This is a genomic window from Actinomyces succiniciruminis, assembly GCF_900002405.1.
GTDB classification, from domain to species: Bacteria; Actinomycetota; Actinomycetes; order Actinomycetales; family Actinomycetaceae; genus Actinomyces; species Actinomyces succiniciruminis.
The window spans coordinates 1-21,582 of record NZ_LK995482.1 but is presented as its reverse complement, the minus strand read 5'-3'; the positions used below and the strand labels follow the sequence as shown (position 1 = coordinate 21,582).

The following is a 21,582-nucleotide window of genomic DNA, read 5'->3' as shown; positions in this document are numbered from 1 at the left end:
CGGTGCGTCTTGAGCGGGAGCGTCGAGACCGGGTGGGTAGACATGCCGAACGGGCGTGGGCGAGCGCACCGGCTGAGGCAGGTGGCTCACCCACGCCATGGCGGACGTTCGTCAGGCGCGGGCGAACCGCCGGCAAAGGTGGTCCGCCCGCGCCTCAGCGAAGTGAGGGAGTGGTTCGTCAGGCGCGAGCGAGGGCGTCGCGTACCCGCGCCGCCACCGCCTCGCCGGTGAAGCCGTATTCCTCGAACAGCTGCGCGCCGGGCGCAGAGGCGCCGAAGTGGTCCAGGGAGACGATCTCACCGTCTGCGCCGACCACCTCACGCCAACCCATGGCAATGCCCGCCTCCACCGAGACCCGCACGCCCGCCTCGGGCAGCACCGAGGCCCGGTAGGCCTCGTCCTGCTGGGCGAACCACTCCAGGCAGGGTGCCGAGACCACGCGGGTGGGCGTGCCCTCGGCCTGCAGCACCTCGCGGGCGTCCATGGCCACGCCCACCTCGGAGCCGGTGGCGATCAGGATCGCCGCGGGGGCGACCTCGGCGCCGGCGGCGTCGGTGGCCTCGGCCAGCACGTAGGCGCCACGGCCGACGCCGGCGCGGGCGGTCTCGGCGTCGGCGTGCACGGTCAGGTTCTGCCGAGACAGCACGATTCCGGCCGGGCCCTCCGGGCGGCGCAGGATCTCCGCCCAGGCGGCTGCCGTCTCATTGGCGTCGGCGGGACGGACGACGGCGAGTCCGGGGATGGCGCGCAGCGCGGCCAGGTGCTCGATCGGCTGGTGGGTGGGGCCGTCCTCGCCCACGCCGATGGAGTCGTGCGTCCAGACGAAGATGGAGCCCAGGCCCATCAGCGCCGCCAGGCGCACGGCGGGACGCATGTAGTCGGAGAACACCATGAAGGTGCCGCCGTACGGGCGGGTCAGGCGGTCCAGGGCGATGCCGTTGAGGATCCCGCCCATGGCGTGCTCGCGGATGCCGAAGTGCAGCGTGCGCCCGTAGGGTCCGTCGCCGTCGGCCTGGGCCAGGTCGGTGGGCAGGAAGGAGGGCTCACCGGCCATGGTGGTGTTGTTCGAGCCGGCCAGGTCGGCCGAGCCGCCCCACAGCTCCGGGGCGACCGGCGCCAGGGCCGTCAGCGTCTTGCCGGAAGCGGCGCGGGTGGCCAGGGCGTCCCCGACCTCCCACACCGGCAGTGCGGCCTCCAGGCCCTCATCCAGCTTGCCGGCGCGCAGGCGCTCCAACAGGGCGGCCTGCTCGGGGGAGTTCTGCTGCCAGGTGTTCAGGCGGGCGTCCCAGTCGGCGCGGGCGGCCGCGGCGCGCTCGGCGGCGTGCGAGCGGGTGAAGGCGATGACGTCGTCGGGCAGCTGGAAGGTCGCCTGCGGGTCCAGGGCCAGGGCGGTCTTCAGCCCGGCCAGCTCCTCGGCGCCGAGCTTGGCGCCGTGGGAGGACTCCGACCCCTGCTTGGTGGGGGAGGGCCAGGCGATGATCGTGTGCAGGCGGATCATGGTGGGCCGCTTGGTCTCGGCGCGGGCGGTCACCAGCGCCTCGTGCAGGGCCTGCAGGTCCTCGTGGTAGGTGCCGCCGGCCTTCCAGTCGACGTCGAGCACCTGCCAGCCGTAGGCCTCGAAACGGGCAGAGGGGTCCTCGGTGAAGGAGATGTCGGTGTCGCCCTCGATGGAGATGTCGTTGTCGTCGTAGATGGCGATCAGGTTGCCCAGCTGCAGGGTGCCGGCCAGGGAGGCGGCCTCGGAGGCGACGCCCTCCTGCATGCACCCGTCGCCCATGATCGTGTAGACGAAGTGGTCGAACAGGGAGGCGCCGTCGGCGGCATCGGGCTCGAACAGGCCGTGCTCGCGGCGGGCTGCCATGGCCAGGCCGACGGCGTTGGAGAAGCCCGCGCCCAGCGGACCGGTGGTGGTCTCGATGCCGGGGGTGTGCCCGTACTCGGGGTGTCCGGGCAGGCCGGCGGAGGAGCGGAAGTGGGTGAAGCCCTCCACCGGGATGTCGTAGCCGGTCAGGAACAGCTGGCAGTACTGCAGCAGGGAGGCATGCCCGGCAGACAGGACGAAGCGGTCGCGGCCGAGCCAGTTCGGGTCGGCGGGGTCGTGGCGCAGCTCGTGCTGGTAGAGCAGGTGAGCCACGGGCGCCAACGAGATCGCAGTGCCGGGGTGACCGGATCCCGCCGCCTCCACGGCGTCGGCGGCCAGCGCCTTGGCGACGTTGATGGCCTTGAGGTCGAGGTCGGTGAGCGCGAGGGGCTCGGTGGTCATTGACTAACTCCTTTGTCGGTTGTCTGTGCGACGGGCGCTGTGCTTGGTGTTCGTCCGGCCAGTGGTGTGTCCGCCGGAGTCGCTGAACGCATCATCCCCGCTGGCGGGGCGGGCTATCAAGACGTGCTGCTGCACATCGGTGCGTGTGTGTCCGGGGCGGGTGCCCTTCGGGCGGCACGCACATGAGGTCCTGCATCGGGGTAAATGTATCGCGACTAGACAAACGATGGAAGGGAGGTTGTGATTTCTCTTCCGCCCCCGCGGATGAGGTGTGCCGTATATGTCATGTAATACAGGCAGTGGGACAGAGTGGCCTGCGGGTCTCGACGATTACCCCGGGCACCATGGGCTTCGGCAGAACCGGGTTCGCCCGCAACGTCGGCAGGGTCCGCCTCGACGGGGCTCGTCGGCAAATCGATATCGCACGGGGTGCCGGAGTGAACCTCTTCGATGCCGCTGACATGTACTCCGCTGGACTGTCCGGGGAGATCCTCGGCAAGACGCTCCAGGGCGTCGGAATCCTGGTGTGGAGTCCTTTGATCACTGTGCTCGCCCTGCGCCTGCAAGCCCGCTGCTTGACACACTGCGCCTACGCTGAGGCACTATGCCCTTCGCTTTCACAGGCCTGCTTAGCGTCCTGCCGCTTAACGCCACCGCCCTCCCGCCGGCACCGCGCAGCCCGGTGCTACTGTTCGCCGTCCTCATTCAGCCGGTGGCGCTGCTGGTCGCCTATCTGGCCGGTCGCTTCGCCTCTCACCTGGTACGGCGTCGAGCCCAGATCTCTAACTCCACGGCCACCCTCACTGCCCTGATCGGCCTGTGGGCAGGGTTCGCCGGTGGTGCCTGGCTGTTCAACGAGGACTATCTGTGGGCGCCGCGGATGCTGGCCTCGGCCGTCGTAGTCGCGGTAATCGTCGTGGGAATAACCGCGCTGGTAATAACCCGCATCCAGCATGAGCCGCCGCTGGACCCGATCGCCGAGGTGGCCCGGCGGGGTGAGTCGGAACGGCTGGAGCTGAAGTCCTCCGCCCGCGTGAACATGCACACCGGCAAGCGCGACGATGCCATGGAAACGGTGGTGGCCAAGACCGTGGCCGCCTTCCTCAACTCCCGGGGAGGCACCCTGCTGCTGGGCGGCGACGACGACGGGCGCCTGATCGGCCTGGCCCCGGACTACGCCACTCTGCGCCAGCCCGACGCCGACCGCTTCGAGCTGTTCCTACGCAGCCTGTGGCGAGTGCGGCTGGGTACAAACGCCGCGGCGCTGCCGCGCCTGGACTTCGCCCCGGCCACCGACGGGGCCGGCGAGGTGTGCCGGGTGACGGTGCCGCCCTCGCCCGTCCCCGTGTACCTCAAGGGCCCGAAGGGCAATGGTGGCACCGAACTATGGGTACGCGTCGGCAATTCCACGCAGCGGCTCGAAGTGGACGACGCCATCTCCTACGTCGCCCGTCGCTGGCCGCACGAGGTGCGCCCGAGCCTGCGCGCCCGCGTAGGTGCCTACCTGCTCTACCACCGTAAGCGCGCAGCGGTTCCACAGGTGGATACGGATTAGTGCGGTGATCGGTGAACATGCGCTGGCACCGATGGCTTGCGATGTGAGATGACTCAGTCCCGGCAACGCCCAACCGCATACTTGCTCTGATCCCTCCCGGCCCGGTACGCGGGTGGCCTCCGGTTCAGAGCATGTCGAGGATTGACAGGGCGGTCTGGTAGTCGGTGGCCAGCGCGCTCAGGATGCCGCCGCGCACTGCTCCGACAATCGCCTCCACCTTGTCCTCACCGCCGGCCGCCCCGATGACCAGTGGGATGCGCCGCAACTCATCCAGGGGCAGCGCCAGTGTGCGCGGGGTCAGCGGCGTGGGAACGGGATTGCCATAGGCGTCGTAATGGTGATCGAGGATGTGTCCCACTGCGCCACCCGCACGAATGGCCTCACGTACGTTCGGCGTGAGGTACTCGGCCAGGATGTTACCCGCGCCCTTCGCCTCCACCCCGGCCACGCCGACGAGCGCCACGTCGGCGCGCGCAGCCAAAGCCAGCGTGGTGGCTACCTTCTCCTCGCGCATGAGCGGCAGCAACAGCGAGGGATCGTCCACGATCAATGGAACCGGCATGCGGGACACCTTGGCGCCAAGCTGGCTGGCAATGCGGGTGCAGATGGTCGGCGCGTCGCGGCCCCAGGAGGGCAGGCCGCCTGGAATCGAACCGAGTAGCTGAACGATTGTGCAGTCCACTCGCGGTATTTGCGGGATGCGCTGGGCGGCGGCCTGTATGGAGCGTCCGTTGCCGACGGCGACAACCTGCCCGTTCGCGACCGAGTCGACCAGCAGCTCGGCGGCGGCTTGTCCGACGGCGCCGATCACATCGGTTCCGTTGACTTCGGCGACCCGGACCGCCTTGAGTGGCAGTCTCTCGCGCAGGCGCTTCTCCACCGACAAGATGTGTTCGAGCGGGTGGGAGATGGTGACTTGCACGATCCCCTGTTCACGGGCGCGATTGAGTAGCCGCGAGACGCTGGGGCGTGAATAGCCGATCTCGCGGGCGAGGTGGTGTTCCCGGGACCGCCGCAGGGGTGAAGTGCCAGACATCGAAATTTCGATCTTTTCGCCGTCGCGTTGACCCCGGCCGAGGGGACGTTGCACACTATTCGAAGCGCTTCGACGAAACGCTTCGAACGTTGGAATGTCAACGAGATCCGACGCGCGTAGTGGTTCGCGAGCGTAGGTCGGGCAGTGGCCGGGTGCTTCCGGTGCTGCCTGTGCGTGGCAAGGACAGCGCCGGGACGCGGATACGCCGATCGGATCGAGGAGACAGACATGGCGACCATGCAGGATGTTGCCCGACGGGCCAACGTTGCCGTGTCAACCGTCTCCTACACCCTTTCAGGTGCGCGTCCGGTGGCTCCGGAGACCGCCCGGCGCGTCCGTGCTGCAATGGAGGAACTCAACTACCAGCCGAACGCCATGGCGCGCGGGCTCGCCAGCCACCGTTCCCACACCTTGGCCATGACCTTTCCGCGCTTCGACACCGCGATGGGTGAGACGGTCTTCGAGATCGTCCGTGGCGCTCAGCACGAGGCCGCCCGCCACGGCTACAGCCTTGCCGTCTGGCCGTTGGAGGAGGCTGAGGCGGGCGCGGAGTTGGTGGCGCTGGTGCGGCAGGGCAAGGCCGACGGCGTGCTGCTCGTCGAAGTGGAGGTGGACGATCCGCGAGTCGCCGCACTCAAACGTGCCCGGCTGCCATTCGTCATGGTTGGACGCACCGCCGATCCTACGGGCCTGGCATACGTAGATATCGACTTCGAGCGCACCGTCGACGACGCCGTCGGCGAGCTGTATCGCCTCGGTCACCGCCGCATCGCCTTCATTGGACGTCCTGCATCCCAGGCGGAGACGGGCTATGGGCCGGCGGTAAGGGGAAGACAGGGATACCTGCGGGCGATGAATAACCGTGCGTTGGAGCCGCTCGCCTTCCACTGCGACGCCAGTCCCCAGGCGGGTCAGGCGCTTGCCCGCGAACTGGCCGCACTGGAGGAACCTCCCACCGGGGTGGTGGTCATGAATGACATGGCCTCCCTCGGACTGCTCGCCGGACTGCAGGCGCAAGGACTAAGGGTTCCCCGGGATATCTCCGTGGTCGGCGCGGTCTCCTCCCCGACGCTCGGTGCCATGACAACTCCCGTCCTGACGACGACGCATGCGCCCGGCGAGCGCATGGGCGCCTTCGCCGCCCGCGCCCTGCTGGCCATCCTCGACGAGCGCCTCGACCCGGCCGACTGCCACCAGCTGGTGACCTGCTCGGTGGTCGAGGGCGAGAGCCTCGGCCCCGCCCCGGGAGCCGACCTGGAAGGCAGCCATCCGCGCGAGAAGAGCAGCAGCTGAATACAGCCCGCTGAAACCCACAATCTCCCGGCGCCCACCGGCGTCGGGCCCCATCGCCACTCCCCAGCGGAGTGCCCGCACTCAATGAAGAGGAAACATCATGATGAAGCGCAGGAACTTCAACGCCCTCCTGGCCGCCGCGGCCGCCACCGGCCTGCTCGGCCCGACACTGTCCGCTTGCGGCTCCTCCGGGTCATCCGGAGGGGGATCGGACACCTTCACCATCTGGGACTACGAGTCCGACGACTCCGCCATGGGACAGGCCTGGGCCCGTGCGATCGAGATCTTCAAGGAGCAGCACCCCGAGGTCACCGTCAAGATCGAGGACCAGACCTTCGAGCAGCTGCAGAAGAACGCCAAGATCGTGCTGACCGGAGACGACGTCCCGGACATCATGGAGTACAACAAGGGCAACTCAACCTCCGGACAGCTCGCCTCCCAGGGACTCATTGAGCCGCTGACCGAGCAGGCGACCGAACGTGGCTGGGACGCCAAGCTCGCGGCCTCGTTGCAGACCACGGCCCGCTACACCGAGGACGGGCTCATGGGAGACGGCGACTGGTACGGGGTCCCCAACTACGGCGAGTACGTGTTCGTCTACTACAACCAGGACATGTTCGACGCCCAGGGGCTCAGTGTGCCGACCACCCTGGAGGAGTTCGAGGCCGTATGTGACGCCTTCGTCGCCGCCGGGCAGATCCCGCTGGCCGAGGCCGGCTCGGAGTACCCCATGGGGCAGCTCTGGTACCAGCTGGTTCTCGCCCACGCCGACCGCTCCTTCGTCAACGCCTACCAGCTCTTCGAAGGCGACGTCGACTGGACCGCCGACCCGATCAAGGCCGGAACCGACAAGCTCGTGGAATGGATCGACAAGGGGTACGTCGCCGCCGACTCCGCCGGCCTGACCGCCGAGGACGCCGGCACCGCATTCATCAACGGCAGCTATCCCATGTTCGTCTCCGGCTCCTGGTGGTTCGGGCGGATCGTCGGGGACATGGCCGACAAGAACTGGGACCAGTTCCTCTTCCCGGGCACGGAACTGTTCCCGGGCTCCTCCGGGAACCTGTGGGTGGTGCCGACCAACGCCAAGAACAAGGAACTCGCCTACGACTTCATCGACATCACCCTGTCCGATGAGGTCCAGGCGATCCTCGGCGAGAAGGGCGGGCTGCCGGTGAGTGGCGACCCCTCCGCCATTGAGGACGAGAAGACCCGCACCATGACCGAGAACTTCGCTCAGGTCAACGAGCAGGACGGCCTGGCCTTCTACCCGGACTGGCCGGTGGCGGGCTTCTACGACCAGATCGTCTCCGCCATGCAGTCCCTCATCAACGGTTCCAAGACCGGTGACGAGGTCCTTGCCGACCTGCGCTCCGCATATGACGAGGGCAAGGCCGATATGGGCATTGAGGGCTGACCGTGCGCGTCCGAACCGAACGGCCCTCGCGCCGCAGATCGCGGAGTCTGGCCTACCTGCCCTACCTCATTCCGGGAGCGGTCTGCTTCACCATCATCATTCTGGTGCCGCTGGCTCTCAACGTCTGGTACTCGCTCAACAGCTGGAAGGGCGGCATGTCGCCGATGCGGTTCATCGGGCTGGACAATTATGCCCAGCTGCTGGATGACGCGAAGTTCTGGGCGTCCTTCCGCAACTCGTTGTCGATGATCGTGGCCATGGTCATCATCCCGACGCTCATCGGGCTGGTGCTGGCTGCCGTCCTGTTCGACTACATAGGCAAGCACTTCGGCTCTCGTACCGCCGCGACGCTGCGCGCCATGTACTACCTGCCGCAGATCCTGCCGATCTCCGTGGCCGGCATCGTGTGGAACTGGATCCTCAACTCCCAGACGGGGGCGGTCAACACGATTCTGCGCGGCCTGGGTGTCACCGACCCGCCCAACTGGCTGGGTTCCACCTCGACGGCGTTGGGCTCGGTCATGTTCGTGCTCATCTGGATCCAGATCGGCTACCCGACCGTCATCTTCATGTCCGCCCTGCAGCGGGTGGACCCGGAGTTGTACGAGGCGGCCGAGCTCGACGGCGCGGGCTGGTTCGCGCGCTTCCGCGCCATCACCGTGCCGCAGATCCGGCCGGAGACCTTCGTGATCGTGCTCACCTGCACCATCGCGGCGCTGAAGGTGTTCGCGCCCATATACGTGCTCACCCGTGGCGGTCCGGAGAGCTCCACCCTGGTGCCGAGCTACTACTCCTACCTGAACTTCTTCGACAAGTCGAAGGTCGGCTACGGCGCCGCCATCTCAACCGTGCTCACAATCGTCATCATCGTCATCGCCGGCGTCATCCAGGTCTTCCAGAACCGCAGTGCTCGCCGCGAGGAGGAGGGACGCTGACATGTCCGACACCGTCCTCAGCTCAGCATCTGTGGCCACTCGTGCGGCGGGCGCAACCAAACGCGCCCCGGCGCCGAAACCGGGCACGGCCACTCGCAGGAAGGACCGCTTCCATCGGGGCGCCGGGCGCTGGATCGTGCTCGCCGTCGTCGGCCTGTTCGCGCTGCTCATGGTGGCCCCGTTCCTGCTGATGGTCATCAACGCCTTCAAATCTCCGGCCGACTACTCCGGCGGCAGTCCGCTGTCCCTGCCGAAGCAGATCTACACCGACGGTCTGGCCTACTTCTGGCAACGGGTCAACTTCCCCGTCAAGCTGTGGAACTCCATCTGGACCTCGGCGCTGGTAGCCGTGGCCGGTACGCTGCTTTCCCTGCTGAACGCCTACGCCATCGGCGTGGGCCGGGTACGGGGACGCGCCTGGATCGTGGCCGTGTTCATGATCGCCAACATGCTGCCGCAGGAGGGGCTGATCTACCCCCTGTTCACCATGGCGCAGAAGACCGGGCTCACGGACAACCCGTGGTCGATCGTCATCATCTTCACCGTCATCCAGTCGGCCTTCGGCACCTACCTGCTCTCCTCCGTGCTGGGCACCTTCCCACGCGCTCTGCTGGAGGCGGCCGAGCTCGACGGCGCCAGCCGCTGGCAGATCCTGTGGCGGGTGGTCTACCCGATCGTCCGCCCCACCATGAGCGTGCTCGCGATCTTCTTCTTCATTTGGACCTGGAACGAGTTCTTCATTCCCCTGGTGATGCTCACCAGCAATGACAACCAGACCGTGCCGATCGCCCTGTCCAGCCTGCAGGGGGACCGCATGCTCGATGTGCCCACACTCAACGCCGGCGCCCTCGTCTCGCTTGTTCCGACCTTCCTGTTCTTCCTCTTCTTCCAGCGCACCCTGACCCGCGGCGTCACCGCCGGCGCGGTCAAGTAAAGGAACCCGCCATGAAGTTCTCCAACGGCTATTGGCTCGACCGTTCCGGTTACACAGTGGAAAAGGCCCGCGGGCTGCTGGATCTGTCCGTGGACGTCGATAGCGTCGACGGCACCGGCAGTGCCACCAGCACTGTTCATGCCTACGCGCCCGTTCGGCCCGTCTCCTCCCGCGGCGATACGCTCAATGTGGGCCTGCTCTCGGTTACCTTCACCGCCGTCGCCGACGGCGTCATCAAGGTGGAGCTGGTCAACCACCGGGGCGTGCGTGACCGCGGGCCGCATTTCGCGGTAGCTACGACGGAGGACTATCGGGGCGAGGTCGAGCAGGCGGCGGGCGGCGTCACCCTGCGGGCCGGCGCGCTGGCCGTGACCCTGCGGGAGGGGGAGGACTGGACGGCTGCCTTCAGCTCCGCCGGACGCCCGCTCACGGCGAGCCTGCCGCGCGCCGTCGCCCACGTCGTCGGGCCGGACGGGACCGCCTACATGCGCGAACAGCTCTCCCTGCGCCCGGGGGAGCGGGTCTACGGGCTGGGGGAGCGCTTCGGCGCCTTCACCAAAAACGGCCAGAGCGTGGACATCTGGAACGAGGACGGCGGCACCGCCTCCGAGCAGGCCTACAAGAACATCCCCTTCTACCTCACCAGCGCCGGCTACGGGGTATTCGTCGCCGAGGCCGGCGGGGTGTCATTCGAGGTTGGCAGCGAGATCACCACCCGCGTCCAGTTCTCGGTGGAGGGCGAGCGCCTGACCTACTACGTGATCGATGGGCCCACCCCGAAGGACGTGCTGCGGCGGTACACGGCGCTGACCGGCCGTGCCCCGATGGTGCCCACCTGGTCCTTCGGACTGTGGCTGACCACCTCTTTCACCACCGACTACGACGAACAGACCGTCATGTCATTCATTGACGGCATGGAGCAGCGGGGCCTGCCGCTGAGCGTGTTCCACTTCGACACCTTCTGGATGCGTGGCTTTCACTGGTGCGACTTCGTGTGGGACCCCGCGACCTTCCCCGACCCGGCCGGCATGCTGGAGCGCATCAAGGCCCGCGGCCTGCGCGTATGCGTGTGGATCAACCCTTATATCGCCCAGCGCTCGGCATTGTTCGATGAGGGTGCCGCGCGCGGCTACCTGGTGCGCACCACCGACGGTGATGTGTGGCAGACCGATCTGTGGCAGGCGGGCATGGCCCTGGTCGACTTCACCAACCCGGAGGCCGTCGCCTGGTACCGGGAGAAACTCCAGGTGCTGCTGGACATGGGTGTGGACTGCTTCAAAACCGACTTCGGGGAGCGGATCCCGGTACGGGGCATCGCCTGGCATGACGGCTCCGACCCGGAGAAGATGCACAACTACTACACACAGTTGTACAACCGCACCGTCTTCGAGCTGCTGCGCGAGCAGCGCGGCCAGGGGGATCCGGTCCTGTTCGCCCGCTCGGCCACGGCGGGTGGACAGCAGTTCCCCGTGCACTGGGGCGGCGACAACGAGTCCACCTACGCCTCCATGGGGGAGACGCTGCGCGGCGGTCTGTCCCTGTGCGCCTCCGGCTTCGCCTATTGGAGCCACGACATCGGCGGTTTCGAGGGCACCCCGGACCCGGGCGTGTTCAAGCGCTGGCTGGCCTTCGGACTGCTGTCCTCCCATGCCCGGCTGCACGGCTCGAACTCGGTGCGCGTGCCCTGGGCCTTCGACGACGAGGCGGTCGAGGTGGCCCGCCGGTTCATCCGCCTGCGGCTGTCGCTCATGCCCTACCTGTACCGGTTGGCGGCGCAGGCGCACGCCACGGGGGTGCCGATGATGCGGCCCATGTTCCTGGAATTCCCCGACGACCCCGGGGCCCGGGACGTCGACACCCAGTACATGCTCGGGGAGGCCCTACTGGTGGCGCCCGTGATGGACGCCGACGGCGAGGTGGAGGTCTACCTGCCCGAAGGCACCTGGACCTCCTGGTGGGATGGGACGACGGTGGCTGGGCCGCGGTGGGTGCGCGAGCGCTACGGCCTGGACACCCTGCCGCTGTACGTGCGGCAGGGGAGCGTACTGCCCGTGACGGGACGGGTGGAACGGCCGGAGGACGACTGGGCCGCCGACCTCACCCTGCGCTGCTTCGGCCTGACCGACGGCGACGAGCGCGAGGTGGTGGTGCCTGCGCACGACGGGTATGCGGCGGTCGCCTTCCGAGTCGCCTGCCGGGACGGCGTGATCACCGCGCGGGCCGACGGTGCTCGCGGGCCGTGGCGGCTGGAGGCCGGCGGGACGTGCGTGCGGGCCGACGGCGAGGAGACGGTGAGGCTGGAGCTGCCGGGAGGTGTGGCGGCCGGATGATCGCGTCGGGTTGCTCCCCCGCAGCGGTAGCGCGCCGCCGATTCGGCACCGGCACGCCTCAGTCCAGTTTGAAGGCGCGGCGGGGGATCGCGTCCACCAGATCGCGGGCCACGGCCACCGCCTCATCCATACCCAGCCGGTGCTCGACCACCAGTCGCGCGAGGAAGCCCGCGTCGCAGCGGCGGGCAATGCCGTGGCGCGCCGGAATCGAGCAGAAGGCCCGGGTGTCGTCGATGAAGCCGGAGGTCTTGTAGAAGGTCGCCGAACCCGTCGTCGTCTCCCGGAAGCGCGTGATCGCATCCGGCTCGTCGATGAACCACCACGGCACCCCCACGTACACGGCTCGGTACCAGCCTGCCAGCGGCGCCAGTTCGCGGGAGTAGACCGTCTCGTCCATGGTGAAGGGGATCAGGTGGAAGCCGTCGGCGTTGCCGTAGGCGTCCAACAGCGGCTGTAGGGCACGCGTGAACTCCACCGAGGTGGGAATGTCCCCGCCCACGTCCGCACCGTACCGGGACAGTGCCCCGGAGTCGTGATTGCGGTACACGGCCGGGTGCAGCGTCATCACCAACCCGTCGTCCACCGCCAGCCGCGCCTGGTCGTTCACCATGTGGCGACGCAGCCGGGCGGCGTCGGCGGAGTCGATCCGTCCCGCCAGGGCGCGCGCGTACAGCACCTCCGCCTCCGCGTCCTCCAGCCGCTGTGTGCCCGCATCCGCATGCGAGTGATCCGAGGAGACCGCGCCACAGGCCTTGAAGAAGACCCGTCGGCGCCGCATCGCCTCGACGTGCCCGGCATAGGTGGAAACCTCCTGGTCGGCCGCCTGTCCCAGCGCCTCGGTCAACTCCCGCCAGCCGGGCCGGGCCGGCTCCAGATAGGCGTCGGGGCGGAACGTCGGGATCACCCGGCCGTTCCAATCCGGGTCGGCGGCCAGGGCGCGGTGGGCGGCCAAGTCCGAGCACGGATCGTCCGTCGTCGCCAGCACCGCGATGTTGAAACGCTCGTACAGTGCCCGCGCCGTGAACGGCTCCGTGCGCAGGGCGGCGTCGATCTGGTCGTAGATCGCGTCCGCGGTGGCGGCCGACGGTCGAACCCGCACTCCGAACACGTCGTGAAAGACCTCGGTGAACCAGGTCTGTACCGGGGTACCGGCCAGCAGGTGCCAGTGCTCGCACAGCAGCCGGAATGCCGCCCGTGACCTCTTCGGGCTCAATTCGCTGCCCACCGGGACACCCAGTTGCTCCAGTTCCACCCCGCCCAAGGAGTGCAGTAAACGGTTGGTGTAGTGGTCCGGAGTGAGCAACAGGCTGGTGGGGTCGGCGAAGGAGACGTCCTGGGCCAGCCACTCGGGTGGGACGTGCCCGTGCGGGGAGATGATCGGCGCGTCGGCCACCTCCGCCAGGAGTTCGCGGGCCACCGCGCGGGTGGCCGGGTCGACGGGCAGCAGCCGGTCGGGGCTAAGGGTCAGTGGCTGGACTGGGGCGGACACGACGGGCTCCTTGGTAACTGGTGCTGATACTGGGGCATGGCGGCCGACGACGATGCCGATTGCGGACTGCCCCGCGCGGGGCGCCGTCATCGGGTGGGGGAGGCCGGGCTCAGGTGACGGGCGGCAGGACGGGTGGCGCCACGGGCGCCGGTCCGACGCTCTCCCTCTCCTGCAGGGACATCTCCAGCATGGTGACCGCCGGCTGCGGCTGGGACCGGTGGCGCAGGTGCCCGACGATCGCCGTCGCCGCCCGCATGCCCAGCCGCCGCGACCCGGCCGCCAAGGAGGTGAGCCCCGGGTTGGTCAGGGCGGACAGGTCCACGTTGTCCACGCCGATGATCGATACATCCTCGGGCACACGCAGGCCGCGAGCGACCGCCGCCTTCATGAAGCCGATCGCCAGGAGGTCGTTGTAGCCGACAACGGCACTGGTCGGGTGGCGGCCCCACGTCTCCAAGGCGTGCAGTCCACCGCCGATGGTGGGGGAGAAGGGCCCGATCCGGCGCGGGCGCAGGCCGAGGGCATGACAGGCGCGGGTCAGCCCCTCCCAGCGAGTGCCGTTGGACCATGAGTCCGGCGGCCCCGCCAGGTAGGTCAGCTCGCTATGCCCGTGGGCGGCCAGGTGCTCGACGACGGCGCGCATCCCCTGTACGGAGTCCGACAGGATCGAGGTGACGCCGGGAACCTGCCGGTTCAGCGACACCACGGGCACGGCCCGGTTGAACTGTTGGATCGCCGAGTTGCTCATGCGGGAGGAGGCCAGGACGATCCCGTCGATCAGGTGCAGTACCTTCCCGATGGCGGCCCTCTCCTCGGCGGCGTTCTCCCGGGAATCGACCAGCAGCACCGTGTACCCGTTGGCGCGTGCCGACTCCTGCAGGCCGATCATGACCCGGCTGAAGAAGGGGTTGCCGACGTCGGCGATCGCCAGCGCGATCACATAGGTTTCCTCCGCGGAGTCGGCGGGACGGCGGGGCCGAGTGCGCTTGTAGCCCAACTGTTCGGCGACGGCGTGGATGCGGTCGGCGGTCTCGGCGGACACCCGGCCGGGGCGGGTCAGCGCGCGGGACACGGTCGATGGCGCCACCCCGGCCGCGGCGGCGATGTCGTAGATCGTGATGGGCTTGTCGCGCCCGCGCTCCTCTGCGCCCTGTGGACGCGTCGAGGCATTGTCGACGTCGGCTAAGGCGGTGGTGTCGTCGTCCGAGACTGTGGTTGGCAAGCGTGCTCCTTTCCGAGTGGCGGGCGGTGCTGCATTGTCGCGGCCGGGCGTCCGAAGCGAGTGAGCGGGTCAACACTCGTGGCTGCGCCGCTTGCCCAGCCAACGGTCTCGCACCACGAAGGCATTCTGCTTGGGTTCGCGCGACCGGGTGAACATGCCCTTCTTGTTGCCGCCGACTCGGGTGGTGCCGGTCCCGGTCTGGAAGTCGGCGAAATTCCACATCTGCTCACCCACGATCTGCGGGTAGGCGTCGAAGACGCGGTGGTACATGGCCAGCAGGTCCACCTGAAACTCCTCGGACCACGGGCGGCGCAGCAGATCCCGCATACCGGACAGCGTGTCGGCCCCATACTCGGTGAACAGGATCGGCTTGCCCGGTGCCCGCTCGATCCAGGCGTCGATCTCCGCTCGCAGTCCCGCCTCGGCGGCCGGCAGGTCGCCGTTGTTCACGTACCAGCCGTAGTAACGGTTGAGCATGACCACGTCGAACAGGTCAACCACCCGCTCCTGGGCGGGCTGTCCCATCATCACATTGACATAGCCGACCGGTCGGGTCGGGTCCGCTTCCCGGGCCGCGGCGGCAAGAGGCTCGAAGTATCGCAATGAGGCCTCGGTGTTGCTCTCCGGCTCGTTGGCCAGCGACCACAGCACTACGCACGGGTGATTCTTGTCTCGGGCGATCAACTCGCGGATGTGGTCGGCGTGAGCCGCCTGCGTATGTGCGTTCACGTGGTCCTCGCTGAACAAGGGAATCGGATCGCCCCCGAAGAAGCCGCCGATGATGGCCGTGTTAAGTCCGACCGCCGCCGTTTCGTCGATCACCACGAAGCCGCGTTCATCGGCGTAGTCCATGACCTCCTCGGCGTAGGGGTAGTGGGAGGTGCGGAAGGAGTTCGCGCCCTGCCACTCCATCAGCTCGAAGTCATGGACCATGAGCGCAGGATCGTGTCCCTTGCCTCGGACCAGGTTGTCCTCGTGACGGCCGTAGCCGCGGAAGTAGAACGGCTCCCCGTTGATGAGGAACTGCGAGTCGCGCACCGTCACGGTGCGCACGCCGAAGCGCTGCGGGTAGACGTCCTCACCCGCGCCGCCGTCCGCGGAGCCGCGGGCGTGCACCTCCAGCGTGTACAGGTAGCCGGAACCGGGCTGCCATAGGTTTACGTTGTCGATGGTGAGCGTCCCGGCGGCGCCTTCGGCATGGGCGACCTCCGCACCGGCGGCATCCTTGACGACGACGTGGACGTGCTCGGCGCCCTCCGCCTCAACGGTGTAGGTGACGCGTCCGGCGGTGCCCTCGGGGCCGGTGGCGTAGTCGGTGACGATGGTGACGTCGGTGACGGCGATCCGCGGCCGGGTATAGAGCACGACCGAGCGGTGGATGCCCGCGTAGTTGAAGAAGTCGTGGAAGTAACGCTGCACGGTGCGTCCCTGGGCGTCCTCCGCGAGGAAGCCCACGGGGATGGACTGCCAGGACAGTCGATTGTCCACGCGCACGGTGATGCGGAAGTCGCGCCCAGCCGTCACATGGTCGGTGATGTCGGCCTCGAAAGGAAGGTAACCGCCCGTGTGCTGGGCAACCTCGACGCCGTCGACCCACACACGCGCCTCATGGGTCACGGAGCCGAAACGTAGAACCAGTCGGTCCTCGCCCAGATTGTGCGGGGCGACGGCCTCGCGCTCGTACCATGCAGGACCCACGTGGTCGTGGACCTCGGGGGCGATGGTGATGTCGTTGTAGGAGGCGGGCACCGGCATGGGGCGCGGTGCGGGCAGGGGTGTGGCGAACCAACGCTCGGCCTGACCGCGGTCCTCCGGGTCGAGCTGGAAGCGCCACACCCCGTCGAGGGACACGACTGTGCGCGAGGCGGAATTGCGTACGGACAGCATGCGGGCTCCCTTGTCTGTCGCCCGCAGAGGCCTGCTCCACCGCGCCGTCGTGGAGCGTGGATTCTGCGGGGGCGTGTGTGGTGAACTACATTGCCATCCCACAACTTAGTCCCTGATCCGCCTACGAGTTGCCGTTTGTTGCCACTTGAAGCAGAGGGTGAAGGTGCGGCCGACGGCGTCCGTGCCTGAAGGCACTTCCTGCTCCAGCGCCTACTGCGAGCTTTTGTCATCTGTTTCGAGCTTTTGCACCCTGGTGTGTGGCAAATAGGTGCACAGCAGAGCACAAAAGCTCGTAGCAGAGGGGCGGTAGCACGCCTCCCAGGCTCCGGAGGGCTCCACGGCGGTCGGGTGGTCTTTGGCAACTCGTGGCAACTGGGGATGTCGCTGCCGTCCGGGAGAGAATCTGCATTCAGCAGCGTCCGCAGCAAAGGAGCCGATCCGCCCATGAAACTGACCATAGAGGGTCTGCAGGATCGGGACGCGTTCCGGGACGCGGGTGTCGTCACGCCCGGCTTCGACGTCGCCGCCATGCAGGCCGCGGGGAGACGCCATCCGCGCTGGCTCCACCTGGGTGCCGGCAATATCTTCCGCGTCTTCCTGGCACGCATCGCCGACGACCTCATCGCCGCCGGACACCACTGGCCCATTACCGCCGTCGTCACCACCGACCCGGCCGGCTTCAACGCCCGGCTCGGTACCCACGACCTACTCACCCTCTCGGTCATCCTCAATCCCGACGGCGGCCGCGATCTGCGCGCCATCGCCGGGGTGTGCGAGGCCCTGGTCACCCGCCGCGAGGGCGACCTCGCCCGTCTGTTCGCACTCGCCGCCGATCCAGAGGTCACGCTTGTCTCCCTGACCATCACCGAGAAGGGCTACGCCGTTCACGACGGCGCCGGCCGACTCCTGCCGGAGCTCGCCGACGCCGTCGCCACCGATCCCCACGGTTACCAGCCCCACGCCATGGCGGTGCTCGCGGCCCTTCTGCTGACCCGCTACGAGGCGGGCGGCGCCCCCATCACCCTGATGAGCTGCGACAACTTCAGCCACAACGGCGACCGGCTGCGAGAGGCGATCACCGTCATCGCCCGCGGCTGGGTGCAGGCCGGCTCCGCGGCGGAGAGTTTCCTCGCCTGGCTGGCCGACCCGACCCGCGTCGCCTTCCCCATCACCGTCATCGACAAGATCACCCCGCGACCCAGCCCGGCCGTCAGTGACGACCTGGCCCGGCTCGGCTTCACCGACATGGCGCTGGCCACCCGTGGACGCACCGCGATGGCCGGCTTCGTCAACGCCGAACCCACCGAGTACCTGATCATTGAGGACGCCTTCGCCGCCGCCCGCCCGCCCTTCGAACAGGCCGGCGCCCACGTGGTCGCACGCGAGGTGTGCGACAAGTTCGAGAACATGAAGGTCACCACCTGCCTCAACCCGCTGCACACGGCTCTCGCCGTCGCCGGCTGCCTACTGCGGATGCCCACGATTGATGCGGAGATGCGCGACCCGGCCCTGGAAGCGCTGGTCAGCCGCCTGGGCTGGGACGAGGGCCTGCCGGTGGTCTCCGATCCCGGCGTCGTAGCCCCCGCGGATTTCCTCACCGAGGTCCTGGGAACCCGCTTCACCAACCCCTACCTGCCCGACGACCCGGCCCGCATCGCCATGGACACCTCGCAGAAGCTGCCGATCCGCTTCGGACAGACCCTGCTGCGCTACCGCGAACGCGGCCTGGACCTGGGCGGCCTGACGGCCATCCCGCTGGTGATCGCCCTGTGGTGCCGCTATCTGACGGGCATTGCCGACGACGGTGCGCCCTTCACGCCGTCCTCCGATCCGCGCTATGAGGAGCTGCACGCCCACGTGGCCGGTCTGTCCCTGGGCGGGAGCTCCGACGCCGCGGCCATCCACGCCGCACTGCGACCCATCCTGTCCGACCCGACCCTGTTCGCCCTGGACCTGTACACCACCCCGCTGGCCGTCAAGATCGAGACACTGCTGGCGCGACTACTCGCCGGCCCCGGCGCCGTGCGCACCACCATCGAGGAGGAGATGCTGCCATGAAGATGACCTTCCGCTGGTATGGGGAGGCCTACGACCCGATCCCCCTGGAGCATGTGCGCCAGATACCCGGCATGACCGGCATCATGGGGGTGTTGGACCAGTACGCCGCGGGCGAGGTCTGGAGCCGGGAGGACATCGGCGCCCTGGTGGATCGGGTACATGCCCAGGGCCTCGAGTGTGAGGTGATCGAGTCCGTCAATGTCCACGAGGACATCAAGCTGGGACTGCCCAGCCGTGACGCCTACATCGCCAACTACTGCCAGACCTTGGAGAACCTGGCGGCGTTCGGCATCAAGGTGGTCATTTACAACTTCATGCCGGTGTTCGACTGGTTGCGCACCGAGTTGTACCACCGCAACGAGGACGGCTCCACCTGCCTGTACTACAACCACGCCGACGTCGAGGGCATGGGACCGCGCGAGATCGTCGCCATGACCGAGCGCGCCTCCGGCGGGCTGACCCTGCCCGGCTGGGAGCCCGAGCGGCTGGGCCGGCTGGAGGAGGTGCTCGCCCTGTACGAGGGCATCGACCACGCCCGAATGCGCGAGCACTACCGCTACTTCCTTCAGGGCGTCATCCCCACCTGTGAAAGGGTCGGCATCCGCCTGGCGGTCCACCCCGATGACCCCGCCTGGGACCTGTTCGGCCTGCCGCGCGTGTGCAAGAACCGGGACGATCTGGACGCCATCGTGGGCCTGGTCGACTCCCCGGCCAACTCCCTGTGCGTGTGCTCCGGGTCCCTCGGCTCCAACCCGGACAACGACGTGCCCGCGATCTTCCGCGAATTCGGTGGGCGCGGCAGCATCGCCGCCGCCCACGTGCGCAATGTCAAGCACCTGGGCCCCAAGCACTTCCAAGAGGCGCAGCACCTGTCCGCCGACGGCAGCCTGGACATGGCCGCCATCGTCGAGGCCATCTACGACACCTGCCCCGACGTCTACGTGCGCCCCGACCACGGCCGCATGATCTGGGGCGAGACCGGCCGCCCCGGCTACCCGCTGTACGACCGCGCCCTGGGAGCCACCTACATCAACGGCCTGTATGAGGCCACCGCCAAACTCAAGTCCCGCCCCGCCTCCAACCCTCGAGGTCGGTCGGAATAACTTCCGAGGTCGGTCGAAGTTACATGCCGAGGTCGGTCGATCTGGTGGCATGAGTAGCATTCTGAAACCGGCATAAGTTCCGTGCCGGAACCAATCGCAACCACGCGCCTACGGATCAGCGGGTGCAGAGAGGTAAATGTAATGACAGGAACGATTGAAACACCCGCCCGAGACGATACCGCCGCACAGTCGTCGCTCGCCGCGCTGCTGGCCGCCAACCCGGTAGTGCCGGTCGTCGTCGTCGATTCCGCCGAGGACGGCGTGAACGTCGGCAAGGCGCTGGTCGCCGGTGGCATCACCACGGCGGAGGTAACCTTCCGCACCGCCGCGGGTGCCGACGCCATCCGCGCCATGCAGGAGGTCGAGGGCCTCACTGTCGGTGCCGGAACCGTCATCAACACCGCGCAGGTCGAAGCCGCCGTCGCCGCCGGCGCGAAGTACATCGTGTCGCCAGGATTCAGCGCCGACGTCGTGCGCGCCACCCAGGACGCCGGTGTCCTCTCGCTGCCCGCCTGCTCGGACGCCTCCTGGATCATGGCCGCCCTCGAGCTCGGCATCGACACCGTCAAGTTCTTCCCGGCCTCGGTCAACGGCGGCGTGCCCGCAATCAAGGCGCTTTCCGCCGCGTTCCCCGGCTTGGGCTTCGTGCCCACCGGCGGCGTCAACGCCGACAACCTGGCCGACTACCTGTCTGTCGACGTGATCCGCGCCTGCGGCGGCTCCTGGATGGTGAAGAAGGACCTGGTCGCCGCGGGCGACTGGAAGCAGATCACCCGCCTGTCCGCCCAGGCCATTGCCATCGCGAAGGAGTGCGGCCGATGAGCACCGTCAGCGAAACCACTGCCACCGGGCCGGTGACCCTGCGCCCCGCCGAGGAGTGCCGCTACGACGTCGTCTCCCTGGGTGAGGTGATGCTGCGCCTGGACCCGGGCGAGGGGCGAGTACGCACCGCCAGACGCTTCGAGGCGTGGGAGGGCGGCGGCGAATACAACGTCGCCCGCGGTCTGTCCCGCTGCTTCGGCCTGCGTGCCGGCGTGGTCACCGCGCTCGCGGACAACGAGGTCGGCCACCTGATCGAGGGCATGATTCTGGCCGGCGGCGTCGACCCCATGATCACCTGGGCGCCGTACGACGGCATCGGCCGTACCGTCCGCAACGGGTTGAACTTCACCGAGCGCGGCTTCGGGGTGCGGGGCGCCGTCGGCGTGTCCGACCGCGGGAACACCGCCATCGCCCAACTGCGGGCCGACGACGTCGACTTCGAGTATCTGTTCGGCACCCTCGGGGTGCGCTGGCTGCACACCGGCGGCATTTTCGCCGCTCTGTCCGAGTCAGCGGCCGAGGTCGCCCAGGCCGCCATGAGTGCCGCCCGCCGCCACGGCACGATCGTCTCCTACGACCTGAACTACCGGCCCTCCCTGTGGAAGGGGATCGGTGGCATTGAGCGGGCCCAGGAGGTTAATCGGCGCCTGGCGCGCCTGGTGGACGTCATGATCGGTAACGAGGAGGACTTCACCGCCTCCCTCGGTTACGAGGTGGAGGGCGTGGACGCCAACCTGTCCAAGCTGGACACCACCGCCTTCGAGCGCATGATCGAGCGGGTCACTGCCGACTTCGACAACTTCAAGGTCGCCGCCACTACCCTGCGCCAGGTGCGTACCGCCACGGTCAACGACTGGTCGGCGATCGCCTGGTCGCGGCAGGACGGTTTCGTGCGCTCCACCCAGCGGCCGGGGCTGGAGATCCTCGACCGCGTTGGCGGCGGCGACTCCTTCGCCTCCGGGCTGATCTACGGGCTCATCGACACCGGCGACCTGGCCACCGCCGTCGAGTACGGCGCGGCTCACGGCGCCCTGGCGATGACCACGCCCGGCGATACGAGCATGGCCACCAAGGCCGAGGTTCTGCGCCTCGCCGCCGGGGGCGGCGCCCGTGTGCAGCGCTGACGGACGGCCGTCTGAAACACGCTTTCGCCTCAAGTACACGAGTTTTGGAGGTTTGCGGGTGCTGGGCGCATTGTGATGTCTCAGGACATCGGTGACAGTTCTGCCTCAGGACAT

General features: G+C 68.2%; 15 protein-coding genes. 10 read left to right on the top strand and 5 right to left on the bottom strand.

Annotated elements, in window-relative coordinates; all coding sequences use genetic code 11:
• Nucleotides 1-178: 178 nt before the first annotated feature.
• Complete coding sequence (gene tkt, locus BN1056_RS04385; RefSeq protein ID WP_210579377.1) at nucleotides 179-2,263, bottom strand: transketolase; 2,085 nt, start codon at nucleotides 2,261-2,263, stop codon at nucleotides 179-181.
• 604 nt (nucleotides 2,264-2,867) lie between these two features.
• On the opposite strand from tkt, the gene BN1056_RS04380 reads away from it, so the two are divergent.
• The gene (locus tag BN1056_RS04380; protein WP_210579376.1) at nucleotides 2,868-3,818 is read left to right on the top strand and encodes an AlbA family DNA-binding domain-containing protein; all 951 of its coding nucleotides are present in this window, start codon (nucleotides 2,868-2,870) and stop codon (nucleotides 3,816-3,818) included.
• 124 nt (nucleotides 3,819-3,942) lie between these two features.
• Here the strand turns inward: BN1056_RS04380 and BN1056_RS04375 are convergent, their stop codons facing one another.
• The gene (locus tag BN1056_RS04375; RefSeq protein WP_210579374.1) at nucleotides 3,943-4,854 is read right to left on the bottom strand and encodes a sugar-binding transcriptional regulator; all 912 of its coding nucleotides are present in this window, start codon (nucleotides 4,852-4,854) and stop codon (nucleotides 3,943-3,945) included.
• Nucleotides 4,855-5,082: 228 nt separating this feature from the next.
• Between BN1056_RS04375 and BN1056_RS04370 the strand changes: the two genes are divergently transcribed.
• The 5 genes from BN1056_RS04370 (at nucleotide 5,083) to yicI (ending at nucleotide 11,763) form a co-directional block, all read left to right on the top strand.
• Nucleotides 5,083-6,147, top strand: coding sequence for a LacI family DNA-binding transcriptional regulator (locus tag BN1056_RS04370; protein ID WP_210579371.1), 1,065 nt, complete (start codon nucleotides 5,083-5,085; stop codon nucleotides 6,145-6,147).
• Between the two features lie 100 nt (nucleotides 6,148-6,247).
• Nucleotides 6,248-7,564, top strand: a complete 1,317-nt coding sequence (locus tag BN1056_RS04365; protein ID WP_210579369.1) for an ABC transporter substrate-binding protein — start codon at nucleotides 6,248-6,250, stop codon at nucleotides 7,562-7,564.
• A gap of 2 nt (nucleotides 7,565-7,566) precedes the next feature.
• Nucleotides 7,567-8,499 carry a carbohydrate ABC transporter permease gene (locus BN1056_RS04360; protein WP_244671498.1) on the top strand — a complete coding sequence of 311 codons (933 nt, stop codon included), beginning with the start codon at nucleotides 7,567-7,569 and terminating at the stop codon, nucleotides 8,497-8,499.
• 1 nt (nucleotide 8,500) lies between these two features.
• The gene (locus BN1056_RS04355; RefSeq protein WP_210579367.1) at nucleotides 8,501-9,433 is read left to right on the top strand and encodes a carbohydrate ABC transporter permease; all 933 of its coding nucleotides are present in this window, start codon (nucleotides 8,501-8,503) and stop codon (nucleotides 9,431-9,433) included.
• A gap of 11 nt (nucleotides 9,434-9,444) precedes the next feature.
• Nucleotides 9,445-11,763, top strand: a complete 2,319-nt coding sequence (yicI, locus tag BN1056_RS04350) for an alpha-xylosidase (protein ID WP_210579366.1) — start codon at nucleotides 9,445-9,447, stop codon at nucleotides 11,761-11,763.
• A gap of 58 nt (nucleotides 11,764-11,821) precedes the next feature.
• Here the strand turns inward: yicI and uxaC are convergent, their stop codons facing one another.
• The 3 genes from uxaC to uidA form a co-directional block, all read right to left on the bottom strand.
• Complete coding sequence (uxaC, locus tag BN1056_RS04345) at nucleotides 11,822-13,252, bottom strand: glucuronate isomerase (RefSeq protein ID WP_244671497.1); 1,431 nt, start codon at nucleotides 13,250-13,252, stop codon at nucleotides 11,822-11,824.
• 109 nt (nucleotides 13,253-13,361) lie between these two features.
• Complete coding sequence (locus BN1056_RS04340) at nucleotides 13,362-14,474, bottom strand: LacI family DNA-binding transcriptional regulator (RefSeq protein WP_210579364.1); 1,113 nt, start codon at nucleotides 14,472-14,474, stop codon at nucleotides 13,362-13,364.
• Between the two features lie 69 nt (nucleotides 14,475-14,543).
• Complete coding sequence (gene uidA / locus BN1056_RS04335) at nucleotides 14,544-16,361, bottom strand: beta-glucuronidase (RefSeq protein WP_210579363.1); 1,818 nt, start codon at nucleotides 16,359-16,361, stop codon at nucleotides 14,544-14,546.
• Nucleotides 16,362-16,805: 444 nt separating this feature from the next.
• Here uidA and BN1056_RS04330 point away from each other — a divergent pair, with 444 nt between their 5' ends.
• The 4 genes from BN1056_RS04330 (at nucleotide 16,806) to BN1056_RS04315 (ending at nucleotide 21,468) form a co-directional block, all read left to right on the top strand.
• Nucleotides 16,806-18,419: a mannitol dehydrogenase family protein gene (locus BN1056_RS04330; protein WP_210579361.1), complete on the top strand. Its 1,614-nt coding sequence runs from the start codon at nucleotides 16,806-16,808 to the stop codon at nucleotides 18,417-18,419.
• Entirely contained in the window at nucleotides 18,416-19,522 is a 1,107-nt protein-coding gene (gene uxuA / locus BN1056_RS04325) for a mannonate dehydratase (RefSeq protein WP_210579359.1), read from the top strand. The genes BN1056_RS04330 and uxuA overlap by 4 nt, the downstream gene beginning before the upstream one ends.
• A gap of 141 nt (nucleotides 19,523-19,663) precedes the next feature.
• Complete coding sequence (gene eda, locus BN1056_RS04320; RefSeq protein WP_210579358.1) at nucleotides 19,664-20,344, top strand: bifunctional 4-hydroxy-2-oxoglutarate aldolase/2-dehydro-3-deoxy-phosphogluconate aldolase; 681 nt, start codon at nucleotides 19,664-19,666, stop codon at nucleotides 20,342-20,344.
• Nucleotides 20,341-21,468, top strand: a complete 1,128-nt coding sequence (locus tag BN1056_RS04315) for a sugar kinase (RefSeq protein ID WP_073329868.1) — start codon at nucleotides 20,341-20,343, stop codon at nucleotides 21,466-21,468. Before eda ends, BN1056_RS04315 begins: the two co-directional genes overlap by 4 nt.
• Nucleotides 21,469-21,582 lie beyond the last annotated feature (114 nt).

Bases quoted from the DNA above. Each gene is read 5' to 3' on its own strand.
- yicI (WP_210579366.1), top strand. From the start codon at position 9,445: ATGAAGTTCTCCAACGGCTATTGGCTCGACCGTTCCGGTTACACAGTG.
- BN1056_RS04365 (WP_210579369.1), top strand. From the start codon at position 6,248: ATGATGAAGCGCAGGAACTTCAACGCCCTCCTGGCCGCCGCGGCCGCC.
- BN1056_RS04355 (WP_210579367.1), top strand. From the start codon at position 8,501: ATGTCCGACACCGTCCTCAGCTCAGCATCTGTGGCCACTCGTGCGGCG.
- tkt (WP_210579377.1), bottom strand. From the start codon at position 2,263: ATGACCACCGAGCCCCTCGCGCTCACCGACCTCGACCTCAAGGCCATC.
- BN1056_RS04380 (WP_210579376.1), top strand. From the start codon at position 2,868: ATGCCCTTCGCTTTCACAGGCCTGCTTAGCGTCCTGCCGCTTAACGCC.
- uxuA (WP_210579359.1), top strand. From the start codon at position 18,416: ATGAAGATGACCTTCCGCTGGTATGGGGAGGCCTACGACCCGATCCCC.
- BN1056_RS04370 (WP_210579371.1), top strand. From the start codon at position 5,083: ATGGCGACCATGCAGGATGTTGCCCGACGGGCCAACGTTGCCGTGTCA.
- BN1056_RS04330 (WP_210579361.1), top strand. From the start codon at position 16,806: ATGAAACTGACCATAGAGGGTCTGCAGGATCGGGACGCGTTCCGGGAC.
- BN1056_RS04375 (WP_210579374.1), bottom strand. From the start codon at position 4,854: ATGTCTGGCACTTCACCCCTGCGGCGGTCCCGGGAACACCACCTCGCC.
- uidA (WP_210579363.1), bottom strand. From the start codon at position 16,361: ATGCTGTCCGTACGCAATTCCGCCTCGCGCACAGTCGTGTCCCTCGAC.
- BN1056_RS04315 (WP_073329868.1), top strand. From the start codon at position 20,341: ATGAGCACCGTCAGCGAAACCACTGCCACCGGGCCGGTGACCCTGCGC.
- eda (WP_210579358.1), top strand. From the start codon at position 19,664: ATGACAGGAACGATTGAAACACCCGCCCGAGACGATACCGCCGCACAG.